Here is a 17,130-nt window from a genome sequence, read left to right as displayed (position 1 = left end):
AAATAACGGACCGGTAGCGCCTCTTTTATACGAGCGCGCTCCCGGTCCTTTTTTTTCGCCAGAGATCGCCATGACCACAACCGAACAGCTGAGTGCCTTGAGTTCAATTCTGGCTCAAAGCGGTTTGCACAGCCTGTTCCAGCCCATCATCAGCCTCTCTGAACGACGCATCCTCGGCTACGAAGCCCTCAGCCGCGGCCCCTCCAACAGCCCGCTGCACTCCCCGGTCGCCCTGTTCGCCGTCGCCCGCCAGACGGGGCGCCTGAACGAACTGGAAATCGCCTGCCGGCAAAGCGCCTGCCGACGTTTCAACGAACAGCAACTGCCCGGCAAACTGTTCCTCAACGTGTCCCCGGAATCCTTGCTCGAAGCGGCGCACCAGCCCGGTCGCACCTTGCAACTGCTGCAGGATTTCGGCATCGCACCGAACCAGGTGGTAATCGAACTCACCGAACAGACCCCGACCGACGACTTCCAGCTGCTGCACACCGCCTTGCATCACTATCGGGCCATGGGCTTTTCCATTGCGCTGGACGATCTGGGGGCGGGTTACTCGAGTTTGCGCCTGTGGTCCGAATTGCGTCCCGACTACGTGAAGATCGACCGCCACTTCATCGACGGCATCCACCAGGACGCCCTCAAGCGCGAATTCGTCGGCTCGATCCTGCAGATCGCCAAAGCCTCCCGGGCCCAGGTGATCGCCGAAGGCATCGAATTGCCGGAGGAGCTGGCGGTACTGACCGAAATGGGCATCGACCTGGTCCAGGGTTATCTGCTCTGCCGCCCCCAGGAGCATCCACCGCGCGATGCCCGCACCCTGATGCCCAGGCGCGACAGCAGCACCGTGGCCCTGGGCGACGATGGCAGCGACCTCAGTGCCCTGCTCAACGACCAGCCCGCCGTGCCCCGCGACACCCCGACCGCCACCGTACTCGAAGCCTTCCGCCGCCAGGCCAACCTCAACTCGCTTGCGGTACTGGACGAGCACGACCAGCCCTGCGGCATCGTCCATCGCCACTCGCTCTCGGACGCCTTGCTCAAGCCGTTCGCCACCGACCTGTTCGCCCGCAAACCGATCAGCCGCCTGATGAGCGACGACTTCCTGGCCGTCGAGATCAGCCAGTCGCTGCAACAGGTCAGCCGGCTGATCACCAGCCGCGCCCGGCAACGCATCGAAGAAGACTTCATCATCACCCTCAACGGCCATTACCTGGGCCTGGGCCGGGTGATCGACGTACTCAAGCTGATCACCGAACTGAAAATCCAGCAAGCCCGCTACGCCAACCCACTGACCCTGCTGCCGGGCAACGTACCGATCCAGCAATGCCTCACACGGCTGCTGCAACAGCAACGGGAATCGGTGATCTGCTACGTCGACATCGACAGCTTCAAACCCTTCAACGACATTTACGGCTACGGCCGTGGCGACGAAGTCCTGCTTTGCCTGGCCCAATGCCTGAACGACCGCATCGACCCCTCCCGCGACTTCGTCGGCCATATCGGCGGCGATGACTTCCTGTTGGTGCTGGGCCCGGACGACTGGCGCAAACGCTTGAACCAACTGCTCGACGACTTCCACAGCCAATGCCGACGCTTCTACCGCAGCGAACACCTGGAAGCCGGCTGCTTCACCGCCCCCAACCGCCAGGGCGTACGCCAGGAATTTCCCTTGTTGTCGCTGTCGATCGGGGTGGTGCATTTACATCCAGAGGCGTGTGGGCAACTCGATGCTAGTCAGTTGGCGGAGATGGCTTCGCAGGCGAAGCATCATGCGAAGAATGTGCAGGGGTGGAGCGTGCATGTGATTGATAGTTTGGTGGGGATGGCTGGCGACAGGCAGATATCGCCCTGGGGCCTTGTATGAGGGGTCCAGGTACGCGACGTAATGCGTCATAGTGACCGAATTCCTTGCCATAGAAACACGAAAGCTCGCAGAGATTTCTCTCAAGCGGGCATCGGAAGGTAGGCACGAGAGTCACCCCTCATGCGTTGAGATAATGATTATTGCGGAACAATAACCATGTCAATCAACATCGATGAATACCCGTGATATTCCGGGGCTTTACCTGACCCCGGATGAGGCGTAGAGCGCTATCCTGCAATGGCCGCCAAAGACTATCGATGTATCGAAAAAAGTGCCAAAAAAAGGCGAAAAAAGGGGACAGATTTATTTTTCCTTCTCTTTTTGGAAAATGAAAATAAATCCGTCCCCTTTTTTGCTGTCCCCTTTTTTGCTTTTTCCTCGCCCCTTTTTTGCCAAAATAAATCCGTCCCCTTTTTTCCCTTTTTTTCGCGTCCCCTTTTTTTCGCCTTTTTTTCCCTTCTTTTCGTCCCCTTTTTTTGCCTTTTTTGGAAACTGGAAAGTAAATCCGCCCCTTCCCACCTTTCAGTAACTCACCACGCGAAGCTCAACTACGGAATTGTTAGTTTCTTTATTACGGATGTGCCATTTCGTATAAGTATGACGTCGATCGTCTTTCCTTGGCGCGCGCGTACAAAATCGATAGCGTTTGGAATTTGATCAACGGAAAAATTATCAGCTTTTAGAATTGCATCTCCAGGAAGGAGATCCGCTTGATAGGCAGCAGAGCCGCGCACAATGGAGGTAATTACAGCTGCACGCTGTGTGCCAAGAGCTTGAGCTTCCGCAGTTGTAGGTGCGCGAAAATGCAACCCTAAGGGCTGATTGGTCCTGACGTAGTACGTGGCGATCTGAAGGTAGCTCTCCCTGCTAACTTGGATCGTAGTCCATTGTTGCCCGGAAACAGTTCCATACGAAGAGCCATATGCGGTGGCTGATCCGCCATAGTTGTTGTAAGCGGTCGCTTGCCCATAACTACTCACAGTTTGCTGAGTGGGAAGCGATATCGGTACAGCTTGGGTGTTGGTGTGCTGGTAAACGGGCTCGTAGTAGACGACCAGATCAGCGCCAACTGCCCGACCTTGCTCAATTGCCTTCTGCTGTGTCGATAACTCGTCGCTGAACATACTAAAGCCGAGTGCTTCATAGCTATTTTCATAGTACGTCTGAACGTCTTGGACCGGGTTTGTGCCAAACGCCAGGGTGGGTTCCGCAGGAGCGGGAGCTGTTCGATAGGCGGCGACATATTCCGGATCAGAAAGTGACTTGTAGTTTTTGGTGTAGGGGTTTGCGCAGCCAGCTAGAGCGAGGAGACCAACGATCATCAATACGTTCTTGATCACAACCATTTTCCCCATGAGCTTTTTGATAGATGCCGTATGTCCGCGTCGACCGAGCCTAGTGCGTCGTCTAGCTCGGTGGCAAGGAAATCCCCTCAGAAACCACAAGCCGTGAAGTTATGAGGCATTGTGGGTGAACGGCTACGGTAGTAGTTATAGACCGTGTACTCAAATATATACCGGAGCGGCTGCTTTTCGACGAATTCTGCCGTTCCTCACAGGCAGCTTTGGGTTGCTCTCTGCCGGTTACTGGTACGAAGCATACAGAGCAAAACAGGGGACAAAAAAGGACAAAAAAGGGGACAGATTTATTTTTCCTTCTCTTTATGGAAAATAAATCCGTCCCCTTTTTTTGTTGCAAATAGCTGGTCAAGTCGTGCAATCACCCAGTTAATAGGGCAGAGGTAATTGGGAAGGACTCCTTCGCGAGCAAGTCGGATCGTCGCCCGCGAAGAGGCCACATCACCCCCTACAAATCTCCGTGCTAATCCGCCGCAGACTGAGCCCGTAACCGCCGCCCAATCACATCCAGCACATCACAGCCATCGCGAAGCGGGATCGCGCAGAGCAAGGCAAAGTCGCTGAGGATGAAGGATTCACATTCAATTGAGCCGCGTATGGACAGATTCTCCAGCACTTGGGTGACAGCGCGAATTCGATAGCCGGCCGCGTCATGCAAAACATCCAGCGGCGCTTGGGTATCGACGAACAGGGTGGGTATGTCGGTGCAGTTGCTGGTGAGCGCCATGAAGCGGTTTTGGGGGTGGGGAATTGGTTTTTCGTAAGGCGGGTCGGGATGCAGTGATGTCATTTTGGAAACCCTAAAAGTCTGAGAGGAACTGCCATCCGCCTTCCTACAGGTTAGGGTGGCCGCTATGTGCGGGGTAGGAATATCGAGACTTTTAGGGCGAAAACTCGACCACGCCGGAGCGTGCCCACACATAGCCGCCGCAACGAATCTTACGGACGCAATTCAACGGCCGCAATCAAGTATCGACGCTATATCACCTTAAAAGTCTTGAAGGGTTCCTACACCCTGTCACTGAATATGCAGCGACCCTCAAAGCCTATCGATTGAACTCCCTGCGCACCAGTTCACCAAAACCGCCACAACTTGAAGGAAACGTCCTAGGACCATGCCCAGAAATTTCGCCCAATAAAAAAGCAACGCGGCACAAGATCTCACGGCACCTGTGCTTATCGAAAAATAAATGAATTACTGCGAAGAACCGCCAGCCGCCAACTCTTTGAGTTTGATCTCGGCCAATGGATGCCCAGCCTTGGCGGCCATGGCCCAAAACCGCGCCGCTTCTGCCGGATCCGGAGCCTTGCTGGGGCTCCCGGCCAGGCTGATCACACCCACCTGATACGCCGCCTTGCCATCACCAGCCAATGCCGCCAGGCGCAACAGGCGAATACCCTCTTCCCGCGCGCCCAGGCCAACGCCACGAAAGGTCAGGATGTGCCCATAGAAACTCTGCGCGCCGACATCGCCCAGGTTCGCCATGCGCGCGAATTGTCCCTCCATCCAGCTCCAGCCACGCGGCTGGCGCACGAACCATGGCCAGTGGAATAACCGGCGGGCCAGCCAGTAGCCGGCCCGTGCCTTGAGCTTCAGGAACACTCAGGCTTCCGCCGATTCGGGGTACTCGTATTCGAACACGCGAACCACTTCCGAGGCGTGCCAGGAGGCGGCGGCGACGCCGTCGGACGGGCCGGAGAAGCGCCCCAGGCGCTCGACGCATTCAAAGAAACCGGTGCGCGGCAAGCGGCTGGCGCCCTGGCTGATCACCAGCGAGCTGCGCAGTGGCTGTTCGGCCTTGGCGTCCAGTGCGGCCAGGTGTTCGAGTGCGGCGGTGAGGGTTTGCATGGCGGGCGTCGGCAGCTGCAAGCGCTCCAGCAGGGCCCGGTAGGTCAGGAGATGGCGCTGTCGGCGCGCCTGGTCCAGTTCGCCGAGCAATCCGTCCCAATGGTGACGACTGATGCGTACGCTCACGATTCATCCCTCCACCCTGGCACCGTCAGTTCCCAGGCCAGGCTGCGGCGAATCGCGGCATCGGGCAGACGCTCGCCGCTTTCGATCATGGCCAGGTATGACGGGCTGATGCCTACCGTGCGGGCCAGCGCCTCGATGGCGATGCCCTTCCCTTCGCGCAAACTGCGGAGTTGATCCAGACCTGGAAGAATGGGGTCTGGGGTGGTCGCGAGCGGCGCTGGGGCCGGACGCGACGGTGCTTCGTTGATGCCTGCTGCTTTGAGTAAAGCCTGATACTGAGCCCATGGCAGAACCGCATATTCGGGCTCGCCTTCGCGTGTAATTATCTGAATATCCATGACTACCCCGTAGGACAAAAACACTTAGCGAGTCGGCACTTTTCCCTAGAAGTGTAATCCTAACAGCGGCTAAGGTCGCGGGGGCTATCTATCTGCGGCGCAAACTGGACCCAATCAGGTCTTTTTCGGTCCTTGAAGCTTCAGTTTCTCAGGGGTATCGGGCAAGCGCTCGACCACGACGAGCTTCTCCGGCACTTGGCGTTTGCGCCAGGTGCGGAAGGCGTTGAGTTCATCGTCGAGGACTTTCATCAGCCAGGCCAGCACGGCGATGTCGTCGATCATGCCGAACACCGGCAGAAAATCCGGAATGGCATCGACCGGGCTGAGGAAGTACATCAGGCCGGCGACGACCGAGACCAGTGCCTTGGGGCTTATGGCACGATATTCACCCCGCCAATAAGCCAGGCACAGCGCCTGTAACAGGCGCAGATCATCCTTGAGCTTGCCCAGCCGGTTGCCCTGGCTGGCACTTTTACTGGCCACCGCGAACAGCAAGGTCGGCAAGCGCCCACGGGCGAGCAGGCGTCCGGCCAGGGGCAGGAAACGAGCAAAATTCCAGGGTGCTTTCATGACGCCTCCGGCAAGAATGTTATCCACACAAATTGTGGATAACCTTGTGAACAGAGCCACTTTTCATGGCTGAAAGGCCCACTGCATAAGGGCTGAACTCAGATCGGGCGTTTTTTGCCCATCTAAAAAATCCTAATATTTCATTGACTTGGAGGTCTGCCGAGGGTTAGGCACGGCCCCCACACTGTCTATGACTTCAGCGTACGGCAACTGTTCGCTTTGTTTACCATGTACCGCACCAGATGCAACAACGCCCCGCATGAGCGAGGCGTTGTTGTCAGAGCAGTCGCGAATTACTTGGCGACGTCTTCTTTTGCTGGATCTTTGATGGCCAGCAGTTCCAGGTCGAACACCAATACCGAGTTGGCCGGGATCGTCGGGCTTGGGCTTTGCGCGCCGTAAGCCAGATCAGCTGGGATGTACAGCTTGTACTTCTCGCCGACGTGCATCAGTTGCAGGCCTTCGACCCAACCCGGGATCACACCGCTAACTGGCAGATCAATCGGGCTGCCGCGCTCGACGGAGCTGTCGAAAACAGTGCCGTTGGTCAGCTTGCCGGTGTAGTGAACGGTCACTACGTCAGTCGGCTTTGGCTGTGGACCGTCGGCTTTCTTTTCCACTTCGTACTGCAGGCCGGAAGCGGTGGTTACGACACCCGCTTTCTTGCCATTTTCTTCGAGGAATTTCTTGCCGGCGGCTGCCGACTCTTCGCTCATCTTGGCCATGCGCTCTTCGGCACGCTTTTGCAGCGCGGCGAAGGCTTCGACCAATTCTTCATCCTTGAGCTTCTGCTCTTTCTTGCCTACCGCATCTTCGATGCCCTGGGCGACGGCTTTGGAGTCCAGATCGTCCATGCCTTCCTGAGCCAGGCTCTTGCCCATGTTCAGGCCAATTCCGTAGGAAGCTTTTTGCGCCGGGGTTTTCAGCTCTACGCTGGTTTGCGAGTCGCAACCCGCAAGTACCAGGCTAACCAGGGCCACCGCCGCCGCCAACCGATGCTGTTTCATGCTATTTCCTTGTTCATGCGCCTAAAGGGCAATCGAGTAAAGTCGCGAGCTTATCAGGCGGCCACGACCAATGGCTACCGGCATGAGAGCCGTATACCGGCGATAAGTTCAGGTGTTTAAACGCATTTCGCCATGTTGTCGATGAATCTTCTTTCATCTCGAGCTTAATCAGGCTGAACATCTGGCGTAATGGCCTCTTGCCGCATACCGGGGGCTGAGGCATAACGGAAGAAAAGATCGACAAGGATGGTCTACGTGCGACTCTTGTTTCGTTTGCTGGGTCTGGTTGTTGTCCTGGCGGCCCTCGCCCTGGCCGTGGTCATGTACTACATCGCCAACCCGAAACTGCCGCGCCACGCGGCCGCGCAACAAGTGCGCTACCTGGACCAATGGAGCGCCGAAGACCGCCAGCGTTACTATTTCACGCCCCAGGGCACTCAGGTCAAGGGCCTGCGCTACGACTGGTTCACCGCCCTGGAACTGCCCTTTTCGCAGCAACTATTCGCCGCTCCCGACTACCTCGCGCGTTTCGGTTTCCTGATCGAGCCCGGGCAGAAAGCCACAGCGGACAACCCCGGCAACCTGCCCGTGGGTTTTGCCCGGCATCAGAATCCGGGCAGTGCGGATACATTTCTGGATATTACCTGCGCCGCCTGCCACACCGGCGAGCTGCGCCTGAACGGACAAGCCGTGCGCATCGACGGCGGTTCCGCGCAGCATGTGTTGCCCTCCAGTGTGCCAACCCTGCAAGGAGGCAGTTTCGGACAGGCCCTGGTGGCGAGTCTGGCTTCCACCTACTACAACCCATGGAAGTTCGAACGTTTCGCCCGCAATGTCCTCGGACCTGACTACGAGACCGGCCAGCAAGCCCTGCGCGAGGCCTTCAAGGGCTCCCTCGATACCTTCCTCAAGGTGGCCTGGAACGACACCCATCGCGGGCTCTACCCGACCGAAGAAGGTCCCGGACGCACCGATGCGTTCGGGCGCATCGCCAACGCCAGCTTCGGCGATGCGATTTCCCCCGCCAACTACCGCGCGGCCGACGCCCCCGTCGACTACCCACAGTTGTGGGACATGTGGACGTTCGACTGGGTGCAGTGGAATGGCTCGGCGCAGCAGCCTATGGCGCGCAACATCGGTGAAGCCCTGGGCGTGGGCGCCACGCTGAATTTTTTCGATAGCAACGGCCAGCCACTCAAAGGCGACGATCGTTACCCCTCCAGCGTGCGGGTGCATGACCTGCACCTGATTGAAGAGACTCTGCAACGACTCAAGCCACCCGCCTGGCCGGAAGACCTGCTGGGGGCGGTCGACAAACCGCTGGCCGCCAAGGGTCGCGCACTGTTCACGCAGAGCTGCGCCGGCTGCCACGTTCCGCAGGTCGAACTCAGCGCAGGGCGCCCGGTGCAACAGCTGAAAATGCTGCCCGTGCAAGCGATCGGCACCGACCCGGGCGCAGCCAACAATATTGCCGATCATCGCTTCGACCTGACGGCCTTGCGGTGGGACCCGGCCGAGCTGGCGCGCCTGGACGTGCAACTGCATCCAACCCCCAGCGAACCCCTCGACCTGAGCCAGCTGTCGGTCGCCAAGGGGCTGGCCTACGTCACCGCTTTCGTCGGCAACCGCGCCTATCGCGAGGCCGCCGTCACGCCCGTCGAGCGCGCGGACATGGATGGTTTCGGCCTACCGATCGGCGTCCAGGAACTGCGTGCCTACAAGGCTCGGCCCCTGGCGGGCGTATGGGCGACACCGCCGTTCCTGCACAACGGTTCGGTGCCGAACCTTTATCAACTGCTTTCGCCCCAGGACGAACGCGCCACCACCTTTTACAAAGGCACCTTCGAGTACGACCCGAGGCACCTGGGCTATCGCACCGAAGCCTTCGACAATGGTTTTGTCTTCGACACCCGCATCACCGGCAATCACAACAGCGGCCACGAATTCCGCGCTGGCAAGCGTGGCAACGGCGTGATCGGCCGCTTGCTGCAACCCGAAGAGCGTTGGGCGTTGCTGGAGTATTTGAAAGTGATGGGCGGCCCCCTGGAGGCGCAATTGCCATGAAACGTCTGTGGATGCGCCTGGGCGCTTTTCTCGGCAAGACCCTGCTCTGGTTGCTGGGCCTGGGCTTGCTCGGCGGGGCAGTGGCCATGGCCTGGTTCGCCTGGCAACAGCGTGGACCGGTATCAACGCAGGAACTGATCCCCGCCGGCGAAGCCGCGATGACCCAGGCCATCATCCAGACGGCAGTGCGCATCGTCGACCAGCATCGCGAAAGCACCCGTTATCTACGTGACGCCCATGCCAAGGCACACGGCTGCGTGCAGGCCGAGGTGCAGGTGTTGCCGGAACTGGCGGGCGATCTGCGTCAGGGTGTGTTCAGCGAACCCGGCAAGACCTGGCAAGCGACGATGCGCCTGTCCAATGGCAACGCCTACCCGCAATTCGACAGCATCCGTGATGCCCGGGGCATGGCGATCAAGCTGCACGATGTGGTGGGCAAGCAGTTGCTCGGCGATCAAGCGGCTCGAGGCGAACAGGACTTCGTGATGTTCAGCCACCCGAACTTCTTTGTCAGCGATGTCGCCGAGTATCGTCAGAATGTGGCCGCCCAGGCGGACGGCAAAAAGGCCATGGCGTTTTTCCCGAGCCCGGACCCGCGCAGTTGGCAGCTGCGTCATCTGTTCATCGCCCTGGCGACGCTCTCCCCCGCCCCGGAAAGCCCGACGCGCACCACCTACTTTTCGGTTTCGCCCTACAAGTTCGGCGAGGCCAATGCCAAGTTTCGCGTGATGCCCGACCCTGGCAGCTGCCCGGTCTACACCCTGCCCGCGCAAAATCAGAAATTGCCGAATTTCCTGCGCAGCGCGCTGTACCAACAGCTATCGACCGATCGGATGCCCGCCTGCTTCGCCTTGCAGATCCAGCGCCAGGACGCGAGCAAGTACATGCCGATCGAAGACACCAGCATTGAGTGGCAAGAGAGTGATGCGCCGTTCCAGACGGTGGCGCGGGTCAAGATACCCGCCCAGGACTTCGATACCCCGGCGCAGAACCTGCGATGCGACAACCTGTCTTTCAACCCATGGTTCGGACTGGAAGCGCATCGCCCTATCGGCGGCATCAACCGCTTGCGCAAGGCCGTTTACGAAGCTGTCAGCGATTACCGACATGCCCGTAATCAAGATATGTAGGAGCGAGCTTGCTCGCGAAAAACTGGAGTGCGCCGCGGGGCGTCAGGCATCCAGCGTCATCGTTGACGACCATCGCGAGCAAGCTCGCTCCTGCAAAGGGAAGGAAAGCCAAACGCCAGACAGCAAAAAGCCCGCATTTAGCGGGCTTTCTGTGGTGACCTGGCGTTCAGTGTTCCAGGTTACCGAATATGGCGCAGCGGACGGGACTCGAACCCGCGACCCCCGGCGTGACAGGCCGGTATTCTAACCGACTGAACTACCGCTGCGCGAAACGCTTGAAACGAATGGTGGGTGATGACGGGATCGAACCGCCGACATTCTGCTTGTAAGGCAGACGCTCTCCCAGCTGAGCTAATCACCCTTCGCTTCGTTACGGGACGCATTATGCCACAAGTTTTCGTAATGTCTTGATTTATTTGAAGTTTTTTTCAAATAAATCCGAAAACCGGTGAAACGACACAACCCCGATGGAACAAGGTACAAACTTGAGGCAGAAAAAAACCCGCTTGAGCGGGTTTTTCCGTGGTGACCTGGCGTTCAGTGTTCCAGGTTACCGAATATGGCGCAGCGGACGGGACTCGAACCCGCGACCCCCGGCGTGACAGGCCGGTATTCTAACCGACTGAACTACCGCTGCGCTAAACACTTGAAACGAATGGTGGGTGATGACGGGATCGAACCGCCGACATTCTGCTTGTAAGGCAGACGCTCTCCCAGCTGAGCTAATCACCCTTCGCTTCGGTGTGGCGCGCATTCTACGGAGCAGCCCCACCTCTGGCAAGCACTTTTTTAATTAATTTTCTGATGCCTTCCAAAGGCTTAGAGAAGGGTTGGCCTATGACCCGGCGAAGACAATAATGCCCCCCTTTGTATAAAGGAGAGACTCACCCCATGTGGTTCAAAAACCTGCTTATCTATCGCCTGACCCAAGATCTGCCTGTTGATGCCGAGGCGTTGGAGACTGCACTGGCCACCAAGCTGGCGCGTCCATGTGCAAGCCAGGAGTTGACCACCTACGGTTTCGTCGCGCCGTTCGGCAAGGGCGAAGATGCCCCGCTGGTGCATGTCAGCGGTGATTTCCTGCTGATCAGCGCGCGTAAGGAAGAGCGCATTCTGCCGGGCAGCGTCGTGCGTGACGCGGTCAAGGAGAAGGTCGAAGAGATCGAAGCCGAGCAAATGCGCAAGGTCTATAAGAAGGAACGCGACCAGATCAAGGATGAAATCATCCAGGCCTTCCTGCCGCGCGCCTTTATCCGTCGCTCGTCGACCTTCGCCGCCATCGCGCCGAAACAAGGCCTGATCCTGGTGAACTCGGCCAGCCCGAAACGCGCCGAAGACCTGCTGTCCACCCTGCGCGAAGTGATCGGCACCCTGCCGGTGCGCCCGCTGACCGTGAAAATGTCGCCGACCGCGACCATGACCGATTGGGTCACCACCCAGAAAGCCGCGGACGACTTCTTTGTGCTGGACGAGTGCGAACTGCGCGACACCCACGAAGACGGCGGCATCGTGCGTTGCAAGCGCCAGGACCTGACCAGCGAAGAAATCCAGCTGCACTTGAGCACCGGCAAAGTGGTCACCCAGCTGTCGCTGGCCTGGCAGGACAAACTGTCTTTCGTCCTCGACGACAAGATGGTGGTCAAGCGCCTGAAGTTCGAAGACCTGCTGCAAGACCAGGCGGAACAGGACGGTGGCGATGAAGCGCTGGGCCAACTGGATGCCAGCTTCACCCTGATGATGCTGACCTTCGGTGACTTCCTGCCGGCGCTGGTCGAGGCGTTGGGTGGGGAAGAGACTCCGCAGGGGATCTAAACCCTGGTGATCTCTAATGTAGGAGCGAGCTTGCTCGCGATGGAGTGTCAGTCGCCCCGTTTTGTCTGACACTCCATCGCGAGCAAGCTCGCTCCTACAGGGGTTTTGTGGTGTTACTTATTAATAAGGATCAGGCCATGCGCACACTGGCTGCATTAAGTCGTTTTGTCGGTAATACCTTCGCCTACTGGGTACTGATTTTCGCCGTCGTGGCGTTCCTGCAACCGGCATGGTTCATCGGCCTCAAGGGCGCCATCGTGCCATTGCTGGGGCTGGTGATGTTCGGCATGGGCCTGACCCTCAAGCTCGAAGACTTCGCCGAGGTCGCCCGCCATCCGTGGCGCGTGGCCTTGGGCGTGGTGGCACATTTCGTGATCATGCCCGGCGTGGCGTGGTTGCTCTGCCAGGCGTTCCATTTGCCGCCGGAAATTGCCGTCGGGGTGATCCTGGTCGGCTGCTGCCCAAGCGGCACCTCGTCGAACGTGATGACCTGGCTGGCACGCGGGGACCTGGCGTTGTCGGTGGCCATTGCCGCCGTCACCACCCTGCTCGCTCCGCTGCTGACGCCGGCCTTGATCTGGCTGCTGGCTTCGGCCTGGCTGCCGGTGTCGTTCATGGAGCTGTTCTGGTCGATCCTGCAAGTGGTGCTGCTGCCGATCGTGCTGGGTGTGGTTGCCCAGCGTGTGCTCGGCGACAAGGTGCGTCACGCAGTGGACGTGTTGCCTCTGGTTTCGGTGGTGAGCATCGTGATCATCGTCACGGCGGTGGTCGCCGCCAGCCAGGCGAAAATTGCCGAGTCGGGCCTGTTGATCATGGCCGTGGTCATGCTGCACAACAGCTTCGGTTACCTGCTGGGTTACTTCACCGGGCGCCTGTTCAAGTTGCCATTGGCCCAGCGCAAATCCCTGGCGCTGGAAGTCGGCATGCAGAACTCCGGACTGGGCGCCGCCCTGGCCAGCGCGCACTTCTCGCCGCTGGCGGCGGTGCCGAGCGCGCTGTTCAGTGTCTGGCACAACATTTCCGGGGCGCTGCTCTCAACCTATTTCCGCCGCATGAGCGAGAAAGAAGATCGACGCATCGCGGTTGGACAAGCGACTGACTGATACGTGAAAACTTGATCCCCGGGTTAATGCTGGGCACTATATTGCGCAAACGCGAGGACGACCTCGCGGCTCAATCGAGTCATTAACCTGGGGACGACCCCGTCAATCGATGGAGGTCTCCCTTGTCCTGGATCATTCTGTTTTTCGCCGGCCTGTTCGAAGTGGGCTGGGCCGTCGGCCTGAAATACACCGACGGTTTCAGCCGCCCTCTCCCTACAGCACTGACCGTTGCCGCCATGGCTGTCAGCCTCGGCTTGCTTGGCCTTGCGATGAAGGAATTGCCGCTGGGCACCGCTTACGCGATCTGGACCGGTGTCGGTGCCGTCGGCACGGTGATCGCCGGGATCATTCTGTTTGGTGAATCCATGGCGTTGATCCGGCTGGCCAGTGTGGCGTTAATCATTGCCGGGCTGGTGGGGCTGAAAGTCAGCGCCTGACCTTTTGCTGCCCTTACGAAAAAGCCCGCCCCCTGTCGCCAGGGGGCGGGCTTTTTTCATGGGCGTCTACCGATCAGGTTTCGGCCAGCGCCATGCGCTCACGCGCCACCGGGGCCCTTTCCGAATGCTCCAGCTGCATGCAACGTTCCAGGAACAGGAACATGTAGTCGTAGCTTTTGCACACGGCCTGGCGCAATTGCCCCTGCAATGCATTGCTCGGGTTCATGCCGGCCAGGGTGCAGATGATTTCCAGCGCTTCCCACGGATGGGCATCGTCATACTGGGCATGCATCTTCAGCCACTTCATGGCCCGTTTGCGATCCTCCTCAGGGAACGCCGCCGCGTAGAGTCCATTGGAACAGACCAGCGCCGACCACTCCCCGGTCGCGCCTTCAATGGCATAGTTGGTGGCGGCAATGGCAACGATCAGCGAGTCGGCTGAACTTGTATGCCAGCACCAATGACTCAATGCGTGAAGCTCAGGGGCCACCTGTTGCGCTTGCAGATCTTCCAGGGTGACGCCGTGGGCACGGCTCCAGTTCACCCAGTAGTCGGCATGGTTCAATTCGACACGAATGTTGCGCATCAACCAGCGACGCGCCATGTCCTCGCCGGGGTGGCGGGCAAAACGGGTCTTGGTCAGGTTCTGTGCCATGTACAACGCGAACTGTTCTACCACCGGCCAGCCACCGATCAGGTACTGGCGCATGGTCCTGGCGCTGAGTTTGTTATCTCGCATGCGCTGGTACAGTTCGTGTTCGACAACCCGGCGCTTACTCGCGCTGCAATCCTGAATCAGGCGTTGGGCCCAGGCGGGATAACTTGCAGCTTCCATGAGTGGTCCGGTGCGGTTGAATGTCTCGATCACTGTCGGGCTCCTTTTGATTGTGATTGTTCTGATCGACGAGAGACTTCAACGGAACGTGCCGGGCGCCTTGAACAACAGGGGCCGCGGCCTGGCTGGACGACTTTGCAAACTTTCGCAGGTAAACAGATGCGGGCGTTCAATGACATACCCTTGAGCGTAATCAACCCCGATTTCCAGCAATGCCTGCTCGATCTGGGGTGTTTCAACAAACTCGGCAATCGTGCGCTTACCCATGACATGACCGATGTGGTTGATCACTTCGACCATGGCGCGGTTAATCGGGTCGTCCAGCATATCCTTTACGAAACTTCCGTCGATCTTCAGGAAGTCTACAGGCAAATGTTTCAAGTAGGCGAATGAGGACATACCGGCGCAAAAGTCATCCAGAGAAAACAGGCAACCTAAACCTTTGAGTTCATTAATAAATTTAATTGCACTTCCAAGATTTGAAATGGCGCTGGTTTCAGTAATTTCAAAACAAATTATTTCAGGAGGTATTTGGTAAGTAATGAACTGTTGACGAAGGAAGTCCAGGAATGCGTCATCTCCTATAGTTGTGCCTGACAGATTAATCGCACACATCGCTAAAGGCCCTTTGTGCTCTTCGGCAATACATTGGGCAATGATCTTGAATACATTCTGTACAACCCAACGATCCAGCGAAGTCATCAGTCCATAACGTTCGGCTGCCGGAATAAAACTGTCGGGCAATATCATGCGCCCGGCTTCGTCATGCAGGCGCAGCAGAATCTCGATATGCCCGCCACCCTGCTCGACATGACCAAGCGGGGCAATTTCCTGGGCGTACAGACAGAAGCGGTCTTCTTCCAGGGCCATGTGCAGGCGCTGCACCCACGCCATTTCGCCAAAGCGCAGGGACAGTTCCGAGTCGTCCGGGTGATACACCTGAACCCGGTTGCGGCCCTTTTCCTTGGCCATGTAGCAGGCCATGTCGGCAGCGCGCAGCGAGACTTCGAGGGTGGTCGGATTTTGCGCGATATGCACCAGCCCGATACTCACGGTGGTCACGAACGGCCGCCCCTTCCAGACGAAGTGAAGGTTTTGCACGGTCTGGCGCAATCCCTCGGCAATTTTCTCGGCCGCCTCCGGCCCACAGTTCTCCAGCAGAATGCCGAACTCGTCACCGCCCAGCCGGGCCAGGGTGTCGCCCTCGCGCAACCCCGATTGCAGCAGCGCGCAAATATGCCGCAGCAACTCGTCACCCGCCGCGTGACCGCAGGTATCGTTGACCAACTTGAACTGATCCAGGTCGAGGAACATCAAGGCATGGCGCCCCGATTGTCGCGTCAGGGCCTGCAGTGCCTGTTCCAGGCGAAATTCGAACTCACGGCGGTTGGCGAGCCCGGTCAGCGCATCATGGGTTGCCTGCCAGGACAGATTGGCAATGTATTGCCGCTCCTGGGTCATGTCATGCAGCACCAGCACGGTGCCGCTGACCTTGCCGGCATTGTGGATCGGCGCCCCGACCAGGGTGACCGACACCGTGCTGCCATCGAGGCGCTGGATGAGCTTGGAGTGTTCGCTGCCACCCCTGAGCTGACCGCTCAGGATGTGCTCGATCAAGGTAAAGCCATCAGCCTGGGCGTTGTCGTCCAGCAGATTGAACAGCGCCGCCAGCGGCAAGCCGGTCGCCTGTTCGGCTTTCCAGTGGGTCAAGGCTTCGGCGGCCGGATTCATATAGGCGATCGCGCCCTCGACATTGGTGGTGATCACCGCATCGCCGATCGATTGCAGGGTGATTTGCGCCCGCTCTTTCTCCAGTTGCAGGGCGTCGGCGAACGCATGCCGCTGCTTGAGCAATTTATGCGTGCGCAGCAGCGCCAGGGCGATCAGGCCTAGGGCAGTGGCCAGGTTCGTCGCCAGCAGCAGTCGCAGGATCATCCGCGAGCCCTCGCCCAGCGCATCGCTGAAAGCCTTGGCCGCCGGTGTCACCTCGTCGTTGATGGCGAATATCTGTTCCTTCCAGCGCTGGATGTCGGCCGGGGTGGTCTGCCTGACGCTGATGTGCTGATGCATGTCCCTGGCGACGTCATCGAGTTGAACCAGGTAGGCGTCACCCACGGTCCACAGTTGGATGGCTTTTTCGAGGAAGCTGAAATGGCGGAAATTGAGGTACAGCCAGATCAGGCTGGGAACGTCATCGGGATGATTGCCCCCCTTGAGAATCGCCAGCCTGGCCGCCTCGAGATCGGGTGGCTGCTGATCCAGCGCCACTCGCAACTCGTGACCTCCCTGAGGGACGGCAATGGCGTCCTGGTACTTGAGGAATTTGCGCTCGTCGCGGCCGTCGGCATACAGGTTGAGGTAATAGATGGCGTCCTTCTGGCCCTTGGACCAAAGGCTCTCACCGGCAACATAGCCGCGGACTGCCGACAACACATAAAGGCTGACGCCCCCCAACAGGGCCTGAAATAACACAACGGCGATAAATGGCCAGACGATGCCCAATAGCCGCGGCGTTCCGAGAGTCCGGGTTTGATTCATGGGGTCCCTTGTTTTAGCACTGCCAGATCATCATCCACGTGATCGCTACAGCTAGACTAGGGGGCCTTCCGCATCCCGGCAAGCGAGAGCCCGCCCCCA

16 protein-coding genes, 4 tRNA genes and 1 pseudogene are annotated in these 17,130 nt (G+C 58.7%); 6 read left to right on the top strand and 15 right to left on the bottom strand.

All coding sequences use genetic code 11. From position 1 onward, the window contains the following. Positions 1–70 precede the first annotated feature (70 nt). The gene (locus ACYP2Q_RS15570; protein ID WP_459731253.1) at positions 71–1,864 is read left to right on the top strand and encodes a bifunctional diguanylate cyclase/phosphodiesterase; all 1,794 of its coding nucleotides are present in this window, start codon (positions 71–73) and stop codon (positions 1,862–1,864) included. Between the two features lie 303 nt (positions 1,865–2,167). On the opposite strand, the gene ACYP2Q_RS15565 is transcribed toward ACYP2Q_RS15570, so the two are convergent. The 8 genes from ACYP2Q_RS15565 to ACYP2Q_RS15530 all read right to left on the bottom strand — a co-directional run bounded on the left by ACYP2Q_RS15565 (position 2,168) and on the right by ACYP2Q_RS15530 (position 7,112). Beyond that, a complete protein-coding gene (locus ACYP2Q_RS15565; RefSeq protein WP_459731252.1) occupies positions 2,168–2,383 on the bottom strand; it encodes a hypothetical protein in 216 nt (71 codons plus the stop codon). Between the two features lie 29 nt (positions 2,384–2,412). After that, entirely contained in the window at positions 2,413–3,204 is a 792-nt protein-coding gene (locus ACYP2Q_RS15560; RefSeq protein WP_459731251.1) for a PDZ domain-containing protein, read from the bottom strand. 481 nt (positions 3,205–3,685) lie between these two features. Beyond that, entirely contained in the window at positions 3,686–4,012 is a 327-nt protein-coding gene (locus tag ACYP2Q_RS15555; protein ID WP_459731250.1) for a hypothetical protein, read from the bottom strand. Between the two features lie 405 nt (positions 4,013–4,417). Next, positions 4,418–4,825: an SEL1-like repeat protein gene (locus tag ACYP2Q_RS15550; RefSeq protein WP_168758776.1), complete on the bottom strand. Its 408-nt coding sequence runs from the start codon at positions 4,823–4,825 to the stop codon at positions 4,418–4,420. After that, positions 4,826–5,197, bottom strand: coding sequence for a hypothetical protein (locus ACYP2Q_RS15545; RefSeq protein ID WP_007945207.1), 372 nt, complete (start codon positions 5,195–5,197; stop codon positions 4,826–4,828). It lies immediately after the preceding gene. Continuing rightward, positions 5,194–5,535 carry a helix-turn-helix domain-containing protein gene (locus ACYP2Q_RS15540; protein ID WP_323607015.1) on the bottom strand — a complete coding sequence of 114 codons (342 nt, stop codon included), beginning with the start codon at positions 5,533–5,535 and terminating at the stop codon, positions 5,194–5,196. Before ACYP2Q_RS15540 ends, ACYP2Q_RS15545 begins: the two co-directional genes overlap by 4 nt. A 114-nt stretch (positions 5,536–5,649) precedes the next feature. Continuing rightward, positions 5,650–6,105, bottom strand: a complete 456-nt coding sequence (locus tag ACYP2Q_RS15535; RefSeq protein ID WP_459731249.1) for a YkvA family protein — start codon at positions 6,103–6,105, stop codon at positions 5,650–5,652. 293 nt (positions 6,106–6,398) lie between these two features. After that, positions 6,399–7,112: an FKBP-type peptidyl-prolyl cis-trans isomerase gene (locus ACYP2Q_RS15530; RefSeq protein WP_459731248.1), complete on the bottom strand. Its 714-nt coding sequence runs from the start codon at positions 7,110–7,112 to the stop codon at positions 6,399–6,401. A gap of 255 nt (positions 7,113–7,367) precedes the next feature. On the opposite strand from ACYP2Q_RS15530, the gene ACYP2Q_RS15525 reads away from it, so the two are divergent. Beyond that, on the top strand, positions 7,368–9,176 hold the full coding sequence (locus ACYP2Q_RS15525; protein ID WP_459731247.1) for a di-heme-cytochrome C peroxidase: 1,809 nt from the start codon (positions 7,368–7,370) through the stop codon (positions 9,174–9,176). Beyond that, a complete protein-coding gene (locus ACYP2Q_RS15520) occupies positions 9,173–10,306 on the top strand; it encodes a catalase family protein (RefSeq protein ID WP_459731246.1) in 1,134 nt (377 codons plus the stop codon). The genes ACYP2Q_RS15525 and ACYP2Q_RS15520 overlap by 4 nt, the downstream gene beginning before the upstream one ends. Here ACYP2Q_RS15520 and ACYP2Q_RS15515 read toward each other — a convergent pair. From ACYP2Q_RS15515 to ACYP2Q_RS15495, 5 genes and pseudogenes are all read right to left on the bottom strand, one after another. Then, a pseudogene (locus tag ACYP2Q_RS15515) lies at positions 10,302–10,379 on the bottom strand (outer membrane lipoprotein carrier protein LolA); the annotation flags it as partial. The gene ACYP2Q_RS15520 and the pseudogene ACYP2Q_RS15515 sit on opposite strands and share 5 nt — an antisense overlap. A 116-nt stretch (positions 10,380–10,495) precedes the next feature. After that, a tRNA-Asp gene (locus tag ACYP2Q_RS15510) sits at positions 10,496–10,572 on the bottom strand. 19 nt (positions 10,573–10,591) lie between these two features. Beyond that, positions 10,592–10,667 (bottom strand) — tRNA-Val (locus tag ACYP2Q_RS15505). 199 nt (positions 10,668–10,866) lie between these two features. Next, positions 10,867–10,943: transfer RNA gene (locus tag ACYP2Q_RS15500), tRNA-Asp, on the bottom strand. A gap of 19 nt (positions 10,944–10,962) precedes the next feature. After that, positions 10,963–11,038: transfer RNA gene (locus ACYP2Q_RS15495), tRNA-Val, on the bottom strand. A 159-nt stretch (positions 11,039–11,197) separates the two neighbouring features. Between ACYP2Q_RS15495 and rdgC the strand changes: the two genes are divergently transcribed. From rdgC to sugE, 3 genes are all read left to right on the top strand, one after another. Further along, on the top strand, positions 11,198–12,118 hold the full coding sequence (rdgC, locus tag ACYP2Q_RS15490; RefSeq protein ID WP_459731245.1) for a recombination-associated protein RdgC: 921 nt from the start codon (positions 11,198–11,200) through the stop codon (positions 12,116–12,118). 137 nt (positions 12,119–12,255) lie between these two features. Next, complete coding sequence (locus tag ACYP2Q_RS15485; RefSeq protein ID WP_459731244.1) at positions 12,256–13,221, top strand: bile acid:sodium symporter family protein; 966 nt, start codon at positions 12,256–12,258, stop codon at positions 13,219–13,221. A 122-nt stretch (positions 13,222–13,343) separates the two neighbouring features. Beyond that, a complete protein-coding gene (gene sugE / locus ACYP2Q_RS15480; protein ID WP_128608063.1) occupies positions 13,344–13,658 on the top strand; it encodes a quaternary ammonium compound efflux SMR transporter SugE in 315 nt (104 codons plus the stop codon). A gap of 73 nt (positions 13,659–13,731) precedes the next feature. Here sugE and ACYP2Q_RS15475 read toward each other — a convergent pair whose 3' ends face one another. Both ACYP2Q_RS15475 and ACYP2Q_RS15470 read right to left on the bottom strand, forming a co-directional pair. Continuing rightward, complete coding sequence (locus ACYP2Q_RS15475; protein ID WP_459731243.1) at positions 13,732–14,526, bottom strand: TenA family transcriptional regulator; 795 nt, start codon at positions 14,524–14,526, stop codon at positions 13,732–13,734. A gap of 45 nt (positions 14,527–14,571) precedes the next feature. Beyond that, positions 14,572–17,031, bottom strand: coding sequence for an EAL domain-containing protein (locus ACYP2Q_RS15470; RefSeq protein ID WP_459731242.1), 2,460 nt, complete (start codon positions 17,029–17,031; stop codon positions 14,572–14,574). Positions 17,032–17,130: the final 99 nt, after the last annotated feature.

It is taken from the genome of Pseudomonas sp. MHK4 (assembly GCF_054600775.1).
Note: the sequence above shows the minus strand (reverse complement) of the source record. Positions and strands in the feature narration are given on the sequence as shown.